The sequence below is a fragment of the Rhodopseudomonas sp. genome (assembly GCF_048594845.1).
Taxonomy (GTDB): Bacteria; Pseudomonadota; Alphaproteobacteria; order Rhizobiales; family Xanthobacteraceae; genus Rhodopseudomonas.
Window position 1 is genome coordinate 1 of record NZ_JBMDXE010000212.1, and the last position, 15,716, is coordinate 15,716.

The 15,716-nt window shown below is 66.0% G+C and carries 14 protein-coding genes and 2 pseudogenes; 12 read left to right on the forward strand and 4 right to left on the reverse strand.

The annotated features are described in order from the left end of the window. Window positions 1-515: pseudogene (gene purH, locus ACOJTD_RS13925) on the forward strand (bifunctional phosphoribosylaminoimidazolecarboxamide formyltransferase/IMP cyclohydrolase); the annotation flags it as partial. A 224-nt stretch (window positions 516-739) separates the two neighbouring features. On the opposite strand, the gene ACOJTD_RS13930 reads toward purH, so the two are convergent. Then, the gene (locus tag ACOJTD_RS13930; protein WP_420133497.1) at window positions 740-1,828 is read right to left on the reverse strand and encodes a 3-deoxy-7-phosphoheptulonate synthase; all 1,089 of its coding nucleotides are present in this window, start codon (window positions 1,826-1,828) and stop codon (window positions 740-742) included. 213 nt (window positions 1,829-2,041) lie between these two features. After that, window positions 2,042-3,442 (reverse strand): MFS transporter, encoded by a 1,401-nt coding sequence (locus ACOJTD_RS13935; protein WP_420133498.1) that lies wholly within the window; start codon window positions 3,440-3,442, stop codon window positions 2,042-2,044. A gap of 127 nt (window positions 3,443-3,569) precedes the next feature. On the opposite strand from ACOJTD_RS13935, the gene ggt reads away from it, so the two are divergent. Both ggt and ACOJTD_RS13945 read left to right on the forward strand, forming a co-directional pair. Further along, entirely contained in the window at window positions 3,570-5,312 is a 1,743-nt protein-coding gene (gene ggt / locus ACOJTD_RS13940) for a gamma-glutamyltransferase (RefSeq protein WP_420133499.1), read from the forward strand. A 418-nt stretch (window positions 5,313-5,730) separates the two neighbouring features. Next, window positions 5,731-6,606 (forward strand): SDR family oxidoreductase, encoded by an 876-nt coding sequence (locus tag ACOJTD_RS13945; protein WP_420133500.1) that lies wholly within the window; start codon window positions 5,731-5,733, stop codon window positions 6,604-6,606. 114 nt (window positions 6,607-6,720) lie between these two features. Here ACOJTD_RS13945 and ACOJTD_RS13950 read toward each other — a convergent pair whose 3' ends face one another. Together ACOJTD_RS13950 and ACOJTD_RS13955 are read right to left on the reverse strand one after the other, a co-directional pair. Then, window positions 6,721-7,389: a glutathione S-transferase gene (locus ACOJTD_RS13950; protein WP_420133501.1), complete on the reverse strand. Its 669-nt coding sequence runs from the start codon at window positions 7,387-7,389 to the stop codon at window positions 6,721-6,723. Window positions 7,390-7,487: 98 nt separating this feature from the next. Then, on the reverse strand, window positions 7,488-7,823 hold the full coding sequence (locus tag ACOJTD_RS13955; protein ID WP_420133502.1) for a GIY-YIG nuclease family protein: 336 nt from the start codon (window positions 7,821-7,823) through the stop codon (window positions 7,488-7,490). 106 nt (window positions 7,824-7,929) lie between these two features. Between ACOJTD_RS13955 and ACOJTD_RS13960 the strand changes: the two genes are divergently transcribed. The 9 genes and pseudogenes from ACOJTD_RS13960 to ACOJTD_RS14000 all read left to right on the forward strand — a co-directional run. Then, window positions 7,930-8,508 carry a DUF2239 family protein gene (locus ACOJTD_RS13960; protein ID WP_420133503.1) on the forward strand — a complete coding sequence of 193 codons (579 nt, stop codon included), beginning with the start codon at window positions 7,930-7,932 and terminating at the stop codon, window positions 8,506-8,508. Window positions 8,509-8,588: 80 nt separating this feature from the next. Further along, window positions 8,589-9,191 (forward strand): 2-hydroxychromene-2-carboxylate isomerase, encoded by a 603-nt coding sequence (locus ACOJTD_RS13965; RefSeq protein ID WP_420133504.1) that lies wholly within the window; start codon window positions 8,589-8,591, stop codon window positions 9,189-9,191. A 184-nt stretch (window positions 9,192-9,375) separates the two neighbouring features. Next, window positions 9,376-10,113 (forward strand): SDR family oxidoreductase, encoded by a 738-nt coding sequence (locus ACOJTD_RS13970; protein ID WP_420133505.1) that lies wholly within the window; start codon window positions 9,376-9,378, stop codon window positions 10,111-10,113. Between the two features lie 248 nt (window positions 10,114-10,361). After that, a complete protein-coding gene (gene panE / locus ACOJTD_RS13975; RefSeq protein WP_420133506.1) occupies window positions 10,362-11,282 on the forward strand; it encodes a 2-dehydropantoate 2-reductase in 921 nt (306 codons plus the stop codon). Between the two features lie 500 nt (window positions 11,283-11,782). After that, window positions 11,783-13,429, forward strand: a complete 1,647-nt coding sequence (gene ccoN / locus ACOJTD_RS13980; RefSeq protein WP_420133507.1) for a cytochrome-c oxidase, cbb3-type subunit I — start codon at window positions 11,783-11,785, stop codon at window positions 13,427-13,429. A gap of 11 nt (window positions 13,430-13,440) precedes the next feature. Next, window positions 13,441-14,175 carry a cytochrome-c oxidase, cbb3-type subunit II gene (gene ccoO, locus ACOJTD_RS13985; protein ID WP_420133508.1) on the forward strand — a complete coding sequence of 245 codons (735 nt, stop codon included), beginning with the start codon at window positions 13,441-13,443 and terminating at the stop codon, window positions 14,173-14,175. A gap of 9 nt (window positions 14,176-14,184) precedes the next feature. After that, window positions 14,185-14,349 carry a cbb3-type cytochrome oxidase subunit 3 gene (locus ACOJTD_RS13990; RefSeq protein ID WP_054161737.1) on the forward strand — a complete coding sequence of 55 codons (165 nt, stop codon included), beginning with the start codon at window positions 14,185-14,187 and terminating at the stop codon, window positions 14,347-14,349. Window positions 14,350-14,356: 7 nt separating this feature from the next. Continuing rightward, entirely contained in the window at window positions 14,357-15,238 is an 882-nt protein-coding gene (gene ccoP / locus ACOJTD_RS13995; RefSeq protein WP_420133509.1) for a cytochrome-c oxidase, cbb3-type subunit III, read from the forward strand. A gap of 117 nt (window positions 15,239-15,355) precedes the next feature. After that, window positions 15,356-15,716, forward strand: a pseudogene (locus ACOJTD_RS14000) (cytochrome c oxidase accessory protein CcoG); the annotation flags it as partial.

The window sequence follows — 15,716 nt, forward strand, 5'->3', positions numbered from 1 at the left end:
CGGGCAGCCTGCCCGATCCGCGCGCGGCCGGCTTTACTGCAAAGACGGTGGCCGGCGGTCTGCTGGTGCAGAGCCGTGACAATGCGGTTGTCGACGACATGACCCTGAAGGTCGTGACCAAGCGTCAGCCGACCGAGGCCGAACTGCGCGACCTGAAGTTCGCGTTCCGCGTCGGCAAGCACGTCAAGTCCAACACCATCATCTACGCCAAGGATCTCGCCACCGTCGGTATTGGCGCCGGTCAGATGAGCCGTGTCGACTCAGCCCGCATCGCCGCCCGCAAGGCGCAGGACGCGGCCGAGGTGCTGAAGCTCGCGGCGCCGATGACCAAGGGCTCGGTGGTCGCCTCCGACGCGTTCTTCCCGTTCGCCGACGGCATGCTGGCCTGCATCGAGGCCGGCGCCACCGCGGTGATCCAGCCCGGCGGCTCCGTCCGCGACGACGAAGTGATCAAAGCCGCGGATGATGCCGGCATCGCCATGGTGTTCACCGGCACGCGTAATTTCCGGCATTGAGGCGGTTGCTCGGTTGAAGTACTTCAGCCGTCTGAAGCAGTCGTCTCAAAGTGAGAGTCGTCATCCTGAGGTGCGCGCGCAGCGCGCCTCCAAGGATGCGGCTACGGTGCCCGCGGCCCATCCTTCGAGGCCCACCAGCCCGCGCAACGCGCGGCCCGGTGGGCACCTCAGGATGACGCAGAGCGAGTAGCAACGCCAGCGATTGCGGCCCTGCGACTAGCTACTCAAGCCGCAGCACCTTCCTGCTGAGCGCTGCGCCGCGTCACTCGCCGGCTATCGACCGCGCCCGCCAGCTCGTGCAGCACCGTCTCGGTCGTCGCCCAGTCGATGCAGCCGTCGGTTATGCTCTGGCCGTATTGCAGCGGCTGACCCGGGACGACGTCCTGCCGACCGGCGACCAGATTGCTTTCGATCATCACGCCGACGATGCGGTCATCGCCGGCCGCGAGCTGGCGTCCGATGTCGGCCGTGACCTTCGGCTGGTTCTCCGGCTGTTTGCTGCTGTTGGCGTGGCTGGCGTCGATCATCAGTCGCGGCGCCAGGCCGTTCTTAGCGAGCACCGCCGCTGCTGCTTCGACGCTGGCGGCGTCGTAGTTCGGGGCGACGCCGCCGCGCAGGATGACGTGGCAGTCGCTGTTGCCGGTGGTGGCCGCGATGGCATTGCGGCCGCGCTTGGTCACCGCCATGAAATGATGCGGCTGCGCGGCCGACTTCACCGCCTCCGCGGCGATCCGGACATTGCCGTCGGTGCCGTTCTTGAAGCCTCTCGGGCACGACAGGCCGGACGCCAGTTCGCTGTGGATTTGGCTCTCGGTGGTGCGCGCGCCGATCGCGCCCCAGGCGACCAGATCGGCGATGTATTGCGGCGTGATCAGATCGAGGAATTCGGTGGCGGCCGGCAGGCCGAGATTATTCACGGCCGCCAGCACATGGCGCGCCAGCCGCAGCCCCTTGTCGATGCGGAAGCTGCCGTCGAGATCCGGGTCGTTGATCAGGCCTTTCCAACCCACCGTGGTGCGCGGTTTTTCGAAATACACCCGCATCACGATCTCGAGCCGGTCGGACAAGGTCTCGCGCAGCGCCGCCAGACGGCTGGCATAGTCCATGGCCGCGGCCGGATCGTGGATCGAACAGGGGCCGACCACGACCAGCAGCCGGTCGTCGGCTCCGGTCAGGATGGCGTGAATTGCGCTGCGGCTCGCCGCGACGGTGCGGGTCGCGGTCAGCGTGCGCGGGATCTCGCCCATGACCTCGTCGGGCGTACTCAGTTCGGTGATTTTTTGCAGGCGAAGGTCGTCGGTGGTGGTCAACACGGCAGTCTGCTCCTTGTGGGGGAGACCTGCCGGCTCAAACGAAAAAGCCGCCAGGTCTGGCGGCTTTTCGGATCTCTCTGCTGCAATCTTCAGATCGCGCGAAATCCTCCCGCCGCCAGCGAGGTGCTAAAATGGAAGTACCAGAACGAGGCGGTCGGACGGATCATGCGGCTCATATAGACCACGCCGGCGGGTTTGTCCATGGACCGGGTTTCACGCGTCCGCCGAGGGCCGGACCCGCGCCAGCAGCGCCAGGCCGCCGACGAAGAACAGCACCAGCACCGCCATGCCGGCCTTCTGACTCGCGGTGATCGCCGTCACCGTCGCGATCAGCAGCGGGCCGATGAACGACGTGACCTTGCCGGTCAGGGCGAACAGGCCGAAATACTGAGCGATGCGATCGCGCGGTGCGATCCGGATCAGCAGGGTGCGCGACGCCGCCTGCAGCGGACCGCCGGCGATGCCGATCAGGCAGCCGAGCAGCAAGTAAGCGCGCTCGGCCGGCGCGGCGAACAGCGCGCCGCCAGGCTGCGGCGGAGTGACTTCGACGAACAGAATGTGCGACGGGTCGATCAGCAGGATGCCGGCGATCGCGATCAGCAGCAGCAGCATCGAGCCGGCGATCACCCGCTTGGAGCCGAGCGCGTCGTCGAGTCGTCCGCCGATGAAGGCACCGAAGGTGGCGGCGATCGCCAGGATGACGCCGAAGCTGCCGATCTGAATGGTGTTCCAGCCGAAGGTGCCGGTCGCGTAGATGCCGCCGAACGCGAACAGCGAGACGAGGCCGTCGGTGTAGATCATGTTGGCGATCAGGAAAGCGGCGAGCGAACGCCGTTTCGGCAGGTCGCGCAGCGTCTCGCGCAGTTCTCGCAGCCCTTCGCGCACCGCGGCGCGCACTTTCAGCTTGGCCGGAAAATCCGGCGTCAGCAGAAACATCGGCAGCACGAACACCACGAACCAGATTCCGGTGAGCGGCCCGCTGATGCGATCGCCTTCATGCGTCGCCGGATCGAGCCCGAACAGCGGCGAGAAGCCGAGCAGCGTCTTGCCGCTTTCGGGGTTCGCGGCCAGAAAACCGAGTACCAGGATCAGCGACAGGATGCCGCCGACATAGCCGGTGGCCCAGCCGGTGCCCGAGAGGCGGCCGATCTTCTCGGGCGGGACGAGGTTCGGCATCATCGCGTTGTTAAACACGGTGGCGAACTCGACCCCGATGGTGGCGAGCGCGTAGGCGATCAGCAGCGGAAGGATCAGATGCGGATCGCCCGGCTTGCCGAACCACATCAGGCACGAGCCGATCACCAGCATCGCGCCGAACAATGCGATCCACGGCTTGCGCCGGCCGCTGGCGTCCGCGACCGCGCCGAGCACCGGTGAGGCCAGCGCGATCAGCAAGCCGCTCGCCGCAGTCGCGAAGCCCCACAGCGATTGTCCGGTCGCCGGATCGGGCGCGACGTAAGTGGCGAAATAGGGCGCGAAGATGAAGGTGGTGATCAGCGTGAAGTAGGGCTGCGCCGCCCAGTCGAAGAAGATCCAGCCGAGCACCGCGGCGCGTGACGGATAGGTCCGCGGCGCCGTACCCGGTGTGATCTCCGCGACGATCGATGACGCCATTTTGTTCGCCCATGCTGCGCAAGGGCCGCATTGTTCGCCCTTGCTGCGCCGGATTTGGCCGGCCCGGCCAATCCCTATAGGATTCGCCGGCGCGGAGCAGCCTGCGCCCGCGTTCCCGGAACCCGAAATGAGCAGCATGACGTTTCTTCATCGCACCATCGTGACGGCGTGGACCATCACCGCGCTGGGCCTCGCGCCGATCGCAGCTTTGGCGCAGGACATGCGCGGCGGCGCGCTGCGCGAGGCCGCATCCGCCCCGGCGGTGGTCGCCAAGCACGGCATGGTGGTGGCACAGGAGAGACTCGCGGCCGAAGTCGGCGCGAAATTTCTGGCGCGTGGCGGCAATGCGATCGATGCCGCAGTGGCGACCGGCTTTGCGATGGCGGTGACCTATCCGCGCGCCGGCAATCTCGGCGGCGGCGGCTTTATGGTGATCCACTCCGCAGCGAAGAACGAAGACGTCGCGATCGACTATCGCGAGACCGCGCCGCAGGCTGCGACGCAGGACATGTTCCTGACCGACGGCAAGCCGGATGCAGCGAAGTCGCGCAATTCCGCGCTCGGCATCGGCGTGCCCGGCACGGTGGCGGGGCTGGCCTTGGCGCTCGACAAATACGGCTCCGGCAAATTCTCGCTGGCCGATGTGATCGCACCGGCGATCACGCTGGCGCGCGACGGCTTCGTCATCGCGGACGATCTGACCGACACGCTGCCGGACTGGCAGCGCCGCATGGCGCCGTGGCCAACGTCGCGAAAAGTATTCGCCCGCGCCGACGGATCGCCGTTGCAGAGCGGCGACCGGCTGGTGCAGAGCGATCTCGCCGCCACGCTGCAGGCGATTGCCGCAAAGGGCCCCGACGGATTCTATCGCGGCGAGGTCGCCGACAAGCTCGCGCGCGGTGTTCGCGACGCCGGCGGGCTGATCACCGCGGACGATCTTGCCAAGTATCAGGCCGTCGTCCGAACGCCGGTGCGCGGCTCCTATCGCGGCTACGACATCGTGGCGATGCCGCTGCCGTCCTCGGGTGGCGTGGTGCTGATCGAGACGCTGAACATCCTCGAAGGCTTCGCGCTCCGCGATCATGCGCAGGGCAGTCCGCCGTCGCTGCATCTGCTGATCGAATCGATGAAGCGCGCCTACGCCGACCGCGCCCGCTACCTCGGCGATCCGGCGTTCAGCGACGCGCCGACCGCGAAGCTGCTGTCGAAGGACTACGCGGCGACGCTGCGCAAGGGCATCGACCTCACCCGTGCGACGCCGGCGGCCGACGCGGTGTCGCAGCCGAAGGAGGGTGAGAACACCACGCATTATTCGGTCGCCGACGATCAGGGCAACGCCGTCAGCAACACCTACACGCTGAATTTTCCCTATGGCGTTGGCCTCGTCGCCGACGGCACCGGCGTGCTGCTCAACAATGAGCTCGACGACTTCACCGCGGCGCCGGGCGCGTCGAACGCCTACGGGCTGGTCGGCTTCGCCGCCAACCTGCCGGCGCCCGGCAAGCGGCCGCTGTCGTCGATGTCGCCGACCATCGTGCTGAAGGACGGCAAGCCGGTGCTGGTCACCGGCTCGCCCGGCGGCAGCCGGATCATCTCGGCGGTGCTGCAGGTGATCGTCGATGTGATCGACTACCGGATGAACGTCGCCGCCGCCGTCGCGGCGCCGCGGCTGCATCATCAATGGATGCCCGACGAAGTCCGCGTCGAAAGCGGCTTCCCCGACGCCACGCTCGACGCACTCCGCGCCATGGGCCACCGCATCGCCGTGCCGCTTGGACAGACCTCGGCCAACACAATTTTTATCGATCAGGCCGGCTTTCACGGCGCGCCGGACCCAAGGACGCGCGGGGCGACGGCGGCGGGGAATTGAGCAGAGTTCATCGCATGGACCGTCATTGCCGGGCTTGACCCGGCAATCCATCCACTTTCGACGATGCCTTTCTCACAAAGAGGATGGATGCGCGGGTCAAGCCCGCGCATGACGACGGTATTCGACGTAAGCCTCTCCACGAGCAGGGCACGCCCCCTCTCCCGCCCGCGGGAGAGGGCTGGGGTGAGGGCGCCCCAGGCAGTGAGTTCATTGCCTGCTGGGTCAGGCTCGTAGCAGCGGCCGCGACTCGCGGCTTGCCCTCACCCCACCCCTCCCCCGCAGGCGGGGGAGGGAGCTCGCCCTGCGCGTCGCGGCTGCTTCGGCTTGCACGGATCGTCCAACGTCTCGCCGCAAGCGGGGCGGGAATTGCTCTGCTAATCTGCTTGGCGATCTCGCTTCGAGCGATCAGGAGACCACCATGGCATCACTGAAGGGCAAGACGCTGTTCATCACCGGCGCGAGCCGGGGTATCGGGCTCGCGATCGCGCTGCGGGCGGCGCGGGACGGCGCGAATATTGCGATTGCCGCCAAGACCGCCGAGCCGCATCCCAAGCTGCAGGGCACGATCTACACCGCGGCCGATGAGATCCGCGCCGCCGGCGGCAAGGCGCTGCCGCTGGTGTGCGACATTCGCGACGAAGCGCAGGTGATCGACGCCATCAACCAGACCGTGGCGGAATTCGGCGGCCTCGATATCTGCGTCAACAATGCCAGCGCGATCAGCCTGACCAATTCGCAGGCCACCGACATGAAGCGCTACGACCTGATGACGGGCATCAATACCCGCGGCACCTTCATGGTGTCGAAGTACTGCATCCCGCATCTGAAGAAGGCGGACAATCCGCACATCCTGATGCTGTCGCCGCCGCTCGACATGAAGCCGAAATGGTTCGCCGGCTCGACCGCCTACACGCTGGCGAAATTCGGCATGAGCATGGTGGTGCTCGGGCTGTCGGCCGAACTGAAGAGCGCCGGCGTCGCCGTCAACGCGCTGTGGCCGCGGACCACCATCGCCACCGCGGCGGTCGGCAATCTGCTCGGCGGCGACGCCATGATGCGCGCCAGCCGCACGCCGGAGATCATGGGCGACGCCGCCTACGCGATCCTGACCAAGCCGTCGCGCGAGTTCACCGGACAGTTCTGCATCGACGATCGCGTCCTGTACGAATCCGGCGTCACCGATTTCGAGCCCTACCGCGTCGACCCGAGCGTGCAACTGATGTCGGATTTCTTCGTCCCGGACGACGACGTCCCGCCGCCCGGCGTCAAGGTGACGCCGCTGCCGATGGGGTAGGGCGATTGTAAGCCGCTCCCTCTCCCCAAGCACAGCGCGCCCCCTCTCCCGCAAGCGGGAGAGGGAGGCGGCCGTGCCTGGGGCGCTGGTCGTTATTCGAATTGAAGCTGTTACTTACGCCTTCCCGATCTCATACGGCCCACCCTTCTCAAGCGCGCGCTGATACGCGGGGCGGGCGTGGATGTTGGCGAGCCAGGCTTGCGCTTTGGGATAGTGCTGGTCGAGGCCGGCGCGGGAGGCGGCGGCTTCGAGCGGGAAGCTCATCTGGATGTCGGCGGCGGTGAAGTCGTTGCCGGCGAAATACGCGCTCTTGCCGAGTTCGCCTTCCCAGAACGCCATGTGCTGCTTGAGCTGCGGATCGACGAAGCCGATCAGCGCGCCGTTCGCCACCATCTTCACCAGCGGCCGCACCAGCGCGGGCGCGCGCTGCGGCATCATGCTGAACAACAGCTTCAGCAGCAGCGGCGGCATCGCCGAGCCTTCGGCGTAGTGCAGCCAATAGGTGTAGCGCAGCCGCTCCGGTGTCTTCGGCGGCGGGATCAGCCGGCCGTCGCCGTACGTGTCGATGATGTATTCGATGATCGCGCCCGACTCGGCGATGGTGTTGCCGGCGTCGGTGATCACCGGCGATTTGCCGAGCGGGTGCACGGCGCGCAGCTCCTTCGGCGCCATCATGTCGGGCTGGCGCTGATAGCGCTTGATCTCGTAGGGCACGCCCAGCTCTTCCAGCAGCCAGAGCACGCGCTGCGAGCGGGAGTTGTTGAGGTGATGGACGATAAGCATGACGGTTGCGGACCTCGCGGCGTTTTGGTGCGCGTTCATAACGCGAAATCGCCGGATGCGGTTGACGATTTCGGCGCCACGCGCTGCCGCGCCCGGCCTCAGAGCGGGCGGGCGCCCAGCCGGTCGCGCCAATGCGCGGCGCGGTCCTTGAGCTGGTTGTCGCGCAGATAGCGGTCTTCGTCCGGCTCGAACACTTCCAGCGTCTCGAGCGCGAAGGCGTCGGCGCCGTGCGCGGTCCAGGCCTGCTGCAACTCGCGATTGGGATGGCTGCCTTGCCGCAGCGTGAACCAGATCTTGTTGTGCACGGTGTCGGGATTGAGCGTCGGCCCGATCCACACCGCGTCCGCCGCCGCGCAGCGCAGCGCGAAGATCGCCGCCTTCGGCTTGCGCTCCTTGTAGGCGTTGATCGCCGCCTTGCGGTCGAGCTTGGTCATGGTGGTCCTCTGCGTTTGGTGCGCGGGCTACGTAGCAGGGCGAGCCGGGCCTTGTCAATTTTACCCGGATGAAATATTGAGGCGCCGATTGCACGGGAGCGCCGCCATGAACGCAGACACAACCCCCAGCTATGTCGCCTTCCATGGCGAACGCCTGCTGGCGCAGGGCGACCTGCGCAACGTGGTGACGGCAATCAAGCCGCTGGCCGATCGCGGCGAGGCGGGCGTGCTGGTGTTCGACGCGGCGTCCCAGCAGGTCGATTTCGATCTGCGGGGCACGCTGGCTGAGGTGCTGGCGCGGCTGCCGGCCAACGAGCCTGTGGCCGACAGCGATGCGCCGCGTGGACGCGGGCGGCCGAAGCTGGGTGTGGTGGCGCGCGAGGTGACGCTGCTGCCACGGCATTGGGAATGGCTCGGCCGGCAGCGCGGCGGCGCCTCGGTGGCGCTGCGCCGGCTGGTCGACGAAGCGCGCCATGCGTCGGCCGACACCGACCGCGTGCGTGCCGCGCAGGAGGCCGCGCACCGCTTCATGACGGTGATGGCCGGCGACCGGCCCGATTACGAGGAGGCGGCGCGGGCGCTGTTCGCGGGCGATCGCGATAAGTTCGCGCGTTGCACGCAGGCGTGGCCGGCCGACATCCGCGATCATGCACGCCGGCTGGCGCAGCCGGCCTGGCCGGGTTGATTGCACCGCGGCGACCCGCTAGGCTGCGATGACATGATGAAAATCATATAAGACGCCGCAGCGCGCCGCCGGAGGACACGATGCCCACACCCGCCCCGCAATTCCTGTTCGACTTCGGCAGCCCCAACGCCTTCCTGGCGCACGAGGCGATTCCGGCGATCGAACAGCGCATCGGCACCAGGTTCGAGTACGTGCCGGTGCTGCTCGGCGGCATCTTCAAGGCCACCAACAACAAGTCACCGGCCGAAACGCTGGCCGGCATCAAGAACAAGCGCGAATTCCACGCGGTCGAGACCGAGCGCTTCCTCAAGCGCTTTGCGGTGAAGCCCTATGTGTGGAATCCGCATTTCCCCGTCAACACGCTGAACCTGATGCGCGCCGCCGTCGCGGCGCAGCTCGACGGCGTGTTCGACAAATACGTCGAGGCCGCGTTCCACCACATGTGGGTCGAGCCGAAGAAGATGGACGATCTCGAGACCGCGGTGGCGGCGCTGAATTCGTCGGGCCTCGACGGCAAGGCGCTACTGACCCGGGCGCAGGAGCCGGAGGTGAAGGCCAAGCTGATCGCCAACACCGAAGACGCCGTACGGCGCGGCGCGTTCGGTTCGCCGACGTTCTTCGTCGGCAAGGAGATGTTCTTCGGCAAGGAACAGCTCCGCGACGTCGAGGACATGTACGGCTGAGAGCGAGTGAGAGCCAGACCCTCATGGTGAGGAGCCCGGCCATGCCGGGCGTCTCGAACCATGAGGCCACGGCCGTGCCGCCTCATCCTTCGAGACGCGCGCAACAGCGCGCTCCTCAGGATGAGGATCTGGCGCATCACTTCGAAGAGCCTAGCCAAAACTCAGCAATCCGGGAGACGCCAGCATGACGCCACGCAACGCCACCGTCGCGGTGATCGGGGCCGGGGACTATATCGGCGCCGAGATCGCCAAGAAGTTCGCGTCGGAGGGCTTCACCGTGTTCGCCGGGCGGCGTAACGGCGAGAAGCTGCAGCCGCTGGTCGAAGAGATCGAAGCGGCGGGCGGCAAGATCGTCGCGCGCTCGCTCGACGCCCGCAAGGAAGACGAGGTCACGGCGTTTCTCAACGACGCCGACGCCGATGCGCCGCTCGAAGTGACGATCTTCAACGTCGGCGCCAACGTCAATTTTCCGATCCTGGACACCACCGACCGCGTCTTCCGCAAGGTCTGGGAGATGGCGTGCTGGGCCGGTTTCGTGTCGGGTCGTGAATCGGCGCGGCTGATGCTGGCGCGCGGGCAGGGCAAGATCTTCTTCACCGGCGCGACCGCGTCGCTGCGCGGCGGCTCCGGCTTCGCCGCCTTCGCCAGCGCCAAGTTCGGCCTGCGCGCGGTGGCGCAAGCGATGGCGCGCGAGCTGATGCCGAAGAACATCCACGTCGCGCATCTGATCATCGATTCCGGCGTCGACACCGCCTGGGTCCGCGAGCGCCGCGAGCAGCTGTGGGGCAAGGAGGCGCTCGACAATCCCGACCTGCTGATGCCGCCCGCCTCCGTCGCCGGCGCCTATTGGCAGTTGTATCAGCAGCCGAAAAGCGCCTGGACCTTCGAGATGGAAATCAGGCCGTTCGGCGAGAAGTGGTGAGCCAAGCAGCCTCGTCATTGTGAGAAGGGCAGCATCGTCACGCCGCATATGAGCGGCCTCAGAGCCCCGCACTCAGCGCTTTCGTCATTGCGAGGAGGCGTAGCCGACGAAGCAACCCAGCCACGTACACTGCGCTGGATTGCTTCGCTTCGCTCGCAATGACGAGGTGAAGGGCAGCTATGAAGCGGCTGCGCTGGGCGGTCGGCCGACGCGATGATAAGCCGGTATTCAAATGGGGGAGCGTTCATATGCGGATTCTGATCGTCGGCGCCGGGGCTATCGGCGGGTACTTCGGCGGGCGGCTGTTGCAGGCGGGGCGGGACGTGACGTTTCTGGTGCGGCCCGGCCGCGCCGCTGAGCTGGCGCGTGACGGTCTGGTCATCAAGAGCCCGAATAGCGACGCAACGATCGCCAATCCGCCGGCGCTGCAGTCGGCCGAGCTGAAGCCCAATTACGACGTCGTGCTGCTGAGCTGCAAGGCGTTCGATCTCGACGACGCAGTCGCGTCGTTCGCGCCCGGCGTCGGGCCGCAGACCACGGTGCTGCCGCTGCTCAACGGCCTCCGGCACCTCGACGTACTCGACAGCAAGTTCGGCCGGGACCGCGTGCTCGGCGGCCAATGCGTGATCGCGGCGATGCTCGATGCCCAGCGCCATGTCGTGCAGCTCGCGCCGATGAATTCCATCACCTTCGGCGAACGCGACGGCGGCACCAGCCCGCGCGCGACCGCAATCGCGGAAGCGCTCGGCGGCGCCGGCTTCGACGTCAACGCCTCGACCGACGTGATGCAGGAGATGTGGGAGAAGTGGACCTTCTTGGCCACGCTCGCGGGCTGCACCAGCCTGATGCGCGCCCCGGTCGGCGACATCCTGGCGGCGCCCGGCGGCGCGGAGTTCATCCTCGGTGTGCTCGAGGAGATCAGCGCGATCGCCAATGCCGCCGGCCACCCGCCGCGCGCGCCATTCGTCGAGCGCACCCGCGGCATGCTGCTCGCGGCCGGCTCCAAACTCACTGCCTCGATGTTCCGCGACATCCAGGCCGGCGCCAAGATCGAGGCCGACCACGTCATTGGCGACCTGATCGCCCGCGGCGACGCCGCCGGCCTGCCGGTCGACCGGCTCCGCGTGATCTACACCCACCTCAAGGCGTATGAGAGCCAGCGCGCCTAAGCGCCGGGCTGTTGACGTGACACAGGCTGTTGACCGAAAGACGCCCTGACCGTCCAGCACTGAATCTCCCAACGTCATGCCCGGGCTTGTCCCGGGCATCCACGCCTTGCTGAGGATCTCACGCCGAAGGCGTGGATGGCCGGGACGAGCCCGGCCATGACGGTCCGAGGGGCATTTTGTTTATCGATAGTAAGACGCAACGTTAGAGGCGCCGCTTCACCTCGCGCGTAAGCATCCGCAAGTGGCTATCAGTTGCGCGAGGCGCAGCTCATCCCTTGGTCTAAAGCAGCTGTTAATCGCTCTTGAAAATGCCTCGTGCTCGTCCGAGGCGACGCCGTGCGATCCGCTTGCTCTGCTGCACTTCCTGCCGAATCCGACAGCTGCGCTTCGCCGGTCAGGTCGATATGCCGCAAAATGATGCAATTTGATTTCGATCAATCGACCTCGACGGATTCCAGGTTTGGTGCGACCAACTGCCCCGCCGAGAAAAGATTGATCAGATGAATCAAGCTCTCACATCCAAACGGATCACCCTTGGCGAGGGTGGTCTGACGCTCGTGTTCACCTTGACCACGGCGCTCTGCATCTACGCGACGATCTTCGCCAAGGATGCGCCCTTCGCCTTCCACGCCGCTCTCGGCGCTGCGTTCAGCGCCTGGGCCGTCTTCGCGATCATCACCCGCTACAGCCGCCGCTCCGGCCTGCCCCCGCAGGAAATCAACGGCGTGCCGAACTACAATCTCGGCCCGATCAAGTTCCTGTCCTTCATGGCGATGTTCTGGGGCATTGCCGGCTTCACGGCGGGCCTCTACATCGCGCTCGAGCTGGCGTATCCCGGCCTCAACATCGCCCAATGGGTGAATTTCGGCCGGCTGCGGCCACTGCACACCTCCGCGGTGGTGTTCGCCTTCGGCGGCAACGTGTTGCTCGCGACCTCCTTCTACGTCGTGCAGCGAACCACGCGGGCACGCCTCGCCGGCGACCTCGCGCCCTGGTTCGTCGCGATCGGCTACAACTTCTTCATCGTGATCGCGGGTACCGGCTACCTGCTCGGCGTCACCCAGTCGAAGGAATACGCCGAACCGGAGTGGTACGCCGACCTGTGGCTCACGATCGTCTGGGTGACTTATCTGCTGATCTTCGTCGCGACGTTGATGAAGCGCAAAGAGCCGCACATCTACGTTGCGAACTGGTTCTATCTCGCCTTCATCCTGACCATCGCGGTGCTGCATCTCGGCAACAACCCGACGCTGCCGGTCTCGCTGCTCGGCTCCAAGTCGTACATCGCCTGGGCCGGCGTCCAGGACGCGATGTTCCAGTGGTGGTACGGCCATAACGCGGTCGGCTTCTTCCTCACCGCCGGCTTCCTGGCCATCATGTACTACTTCATCCCGAAGCGGGCGGAGCGGCCGGTCTATTCCTATCGGCTGTCGATCATCCACTTCTGGGCGCTGATCTTCCTGTACATCTGGGCCGGTCCGCACCACCTGCACTACACCGCGCTGCCGGACTGGACGCAGACGCTCGGCATGACGTTCTCGATCATGCTGTGGATGCCCTCCTGGGGCGGCATGATCAACGGCCTGATGACGCTGTCGGGCGCCTGGGACAAGCTCCGCACCGACCCGGTGCTGCGCATGATGGTGGTGTCGGTCGCGTTCTACGGCATGTCCACCTTCGAAGGCCCGATGATGGCCATCAAGGCGGTCAACTCGCTCAGCCACTACACCGACTGGACCGTCGGCCACGTGCACTCCGGTGCGCTCGGCTGGGTCGGCTTCGTCTCCTTCGGCGCGCTCTACTGCCTGGTGCCGGGGGTCTGGGGTCGCAAGCAGCTCTACAGCCTGCGCCTGGTCAACTGGCACTTCTGGATCGCGACCCTCGGCATCGTCCTCTACATCTCGGCGATGTGGGTGTCGGGCATCCTGCAGGGTCTGATGTGGCGTGCTTACACCTCGCTCGGCTTCCTCGAATACTCGTTCATCGAAACCGTCGAGGCGATGCATCCCTTCTATGCGATCCGCGCCGCGGGTGGCGGGCTGTTCCTGATCGGCGCGCTGATCATGGCCTACAATCTCTGGATGACGGTTCGCGTCGGTGAATCGTCGGAGGCCCAGCCGCGCGTCGCCATGCAGGCCGCCGAGTAAGGAACAGATCGATGTCTTTCTGGAATCGTCACAAGATCTTCGAGACGAACTCGATCGTCCTGATCGTTGGTATTCTCCTCGTCATCGCGGTCGGCGGCCTGGTCGAGATCACGCCGCTGTTCTACCTGAAGAGCACGATCGAGAAGGTGGACGGGGTTCGCCCCTACACCCCGCTCGAGCTCGCCGGCCGCAACGTCTACATCCGCGAGGGCTGCTACCTCTGCCACTCGCAGATGATCCGTCCGCTGCGCGACGAGATCGAACGCTACGGCCACTACTCGCTGGCCGCGGAGTCGATGTACGACCATCCGTTCCAGTGGGGCTCCAAGCGCACCGGTCCGGATCTCGCCCGGGTCGGCGGCAAGTACTCCGACGATTGGCACGTCGCGCATCTGAAGAACCCGCGGTCGATCGTGCCGCAGTCGGTGATGCCGAGCTACGCCTTCCTGGCCAGCAACAAGGTCGATCCGTCGAGCATCGCCGATCACCTGCGCACCAACCGGACACTGGGCGTGCCCTACACCGACGAAGACGTCGCCAAGGCTGCGGACGATCTGAAGACCCAGATCGATCCGGACAGCGCCGGCGCCGCCGATCTCCTGAAGCGCTACCCGAAAGCCGTCGTCCGTAATTTCGACGGCCAGGGCGGCGATCCGACCGAACTCGACGCGCTGGTCGCCTATCTGCAGATGCTCGGCACGCTGGTCGACTTCAAGCTCTACAACGAAAAAGCCAATCTGCGCTGAGGTGGAGACATGAAAGCGATCATCTCGGTCGAGAACTTCGTATCCAGCTTCGTCACCGTGTGGTGGACGCCGCTGTTCATGGTGATCTTCTTCGCCATCGTCGCTTACGCGCTGTGGCCGAAGAACAAGACGGCTTTCGACGACGCTGCGCGTATGCCGCTGCGAGAGGATTGATAGGACCATGGCTGACCACGCACATCACGCCGAGATCGACAAGGTCACCGGCACCGCCACGACCGGCCATGAGTGGGACGGGATCAAGGAACTGAACACGCCGCTGCCGCGGTGGTGGATCTGGACCTTCTACGCCACCATCATCTGGTCGATCGGCTACTTCATCGTCTATCCAGCCTGGCCGCTGATGGACGGTTACACCAAGGGCTTGTTCGGCTACTCGTCCCGTGCCGAGCTCGCCGTCGACCTCGCCAACCTCGACAAGGTGCGCGGCGACAAGATGGCGGCGCTGGCCGCCGCTCCGCTCGCCGACATCGAGAAGGATCCGGCGCTGCTGGCGCTGGCGCGCGCCAAGGGCAAAGTGGTGTTCGGCGACAACTGCGCCGCATGCCACGGCTCCGGCGCCGCCGGCGGCAAGGGCTTCCCGAACCTCAACGACGACGACTGGCTGTGGGGCGGTTCGCTCGAGCAGATCGAGCAGACCATCAAGTACGGCGCTCGCTCCGGCAATGACGAAGGCCACATGGGCAACATGCCGGCATTCGGCAAGGACGGCCTGTTGACCAAGGACCAGATCGTCACCGTGGTGAACTACGTGCGCTCGCTGTCCGGCCTGTCGACCAAGCCGGGCGCCGACCTCGCGGCCGGCAAGCAGATCTTCGCGGAGACCTGCTCGTCCTGTCACGGCGACGAAGCGAAGGGCAATCCGGAGCTTGGTGCGCCCAACCTGACCGACAAGATCTGGCTGTACGGTTCGGATGAAGCCACCATGATCGAGACGCTGACCAACGGCCGCGGCGGCGTGATGCCGGCGTGGATCGGGCGCCTCGACCCGGCCACCATCAAGGCGATGGCGGTCTACGTGCACTCGCTGGGCGGCGGCAAGTAGCCGCCTCCTGCCGGACGGACTCCTCGGGTGGCGGGGGCGCCCGAGAGTCCGGCCCCGGACACGACAAGACGGAACGAGCCGATGCTCGACGACACAACAACAAAAACGAGCCCCGATATGAATAAGCCGCTGCGCCAAGTCGATTTCACCCCCGACGAGGACGACGGTCCTCTGTATGCGGCGGGCAAGAAAATCTACCAGCAGAGCGTGACGGGGCCGTTCCGGCGGACCAAGTGGATCCTGATGGCGGTGTGCCTCGGCATCTACTACTTCCTGCCTTTCGTGCGTTGGAATCGCGGTCTCGGCGCTCCCGATCAGGCGGTGCTGATCGACCTCGCCAACAATCGCTTCTATTTTTTCTTCATCGAGCTGTGGCCGCAGGAAATCTATTACTTCACCGGCCTGTTGATCGTCGCCGCGGTCGCGCTGTTCCTGATGAACGCGCTCGGCGGCCGCGTCTGGTGCGGCTATCTGTGCC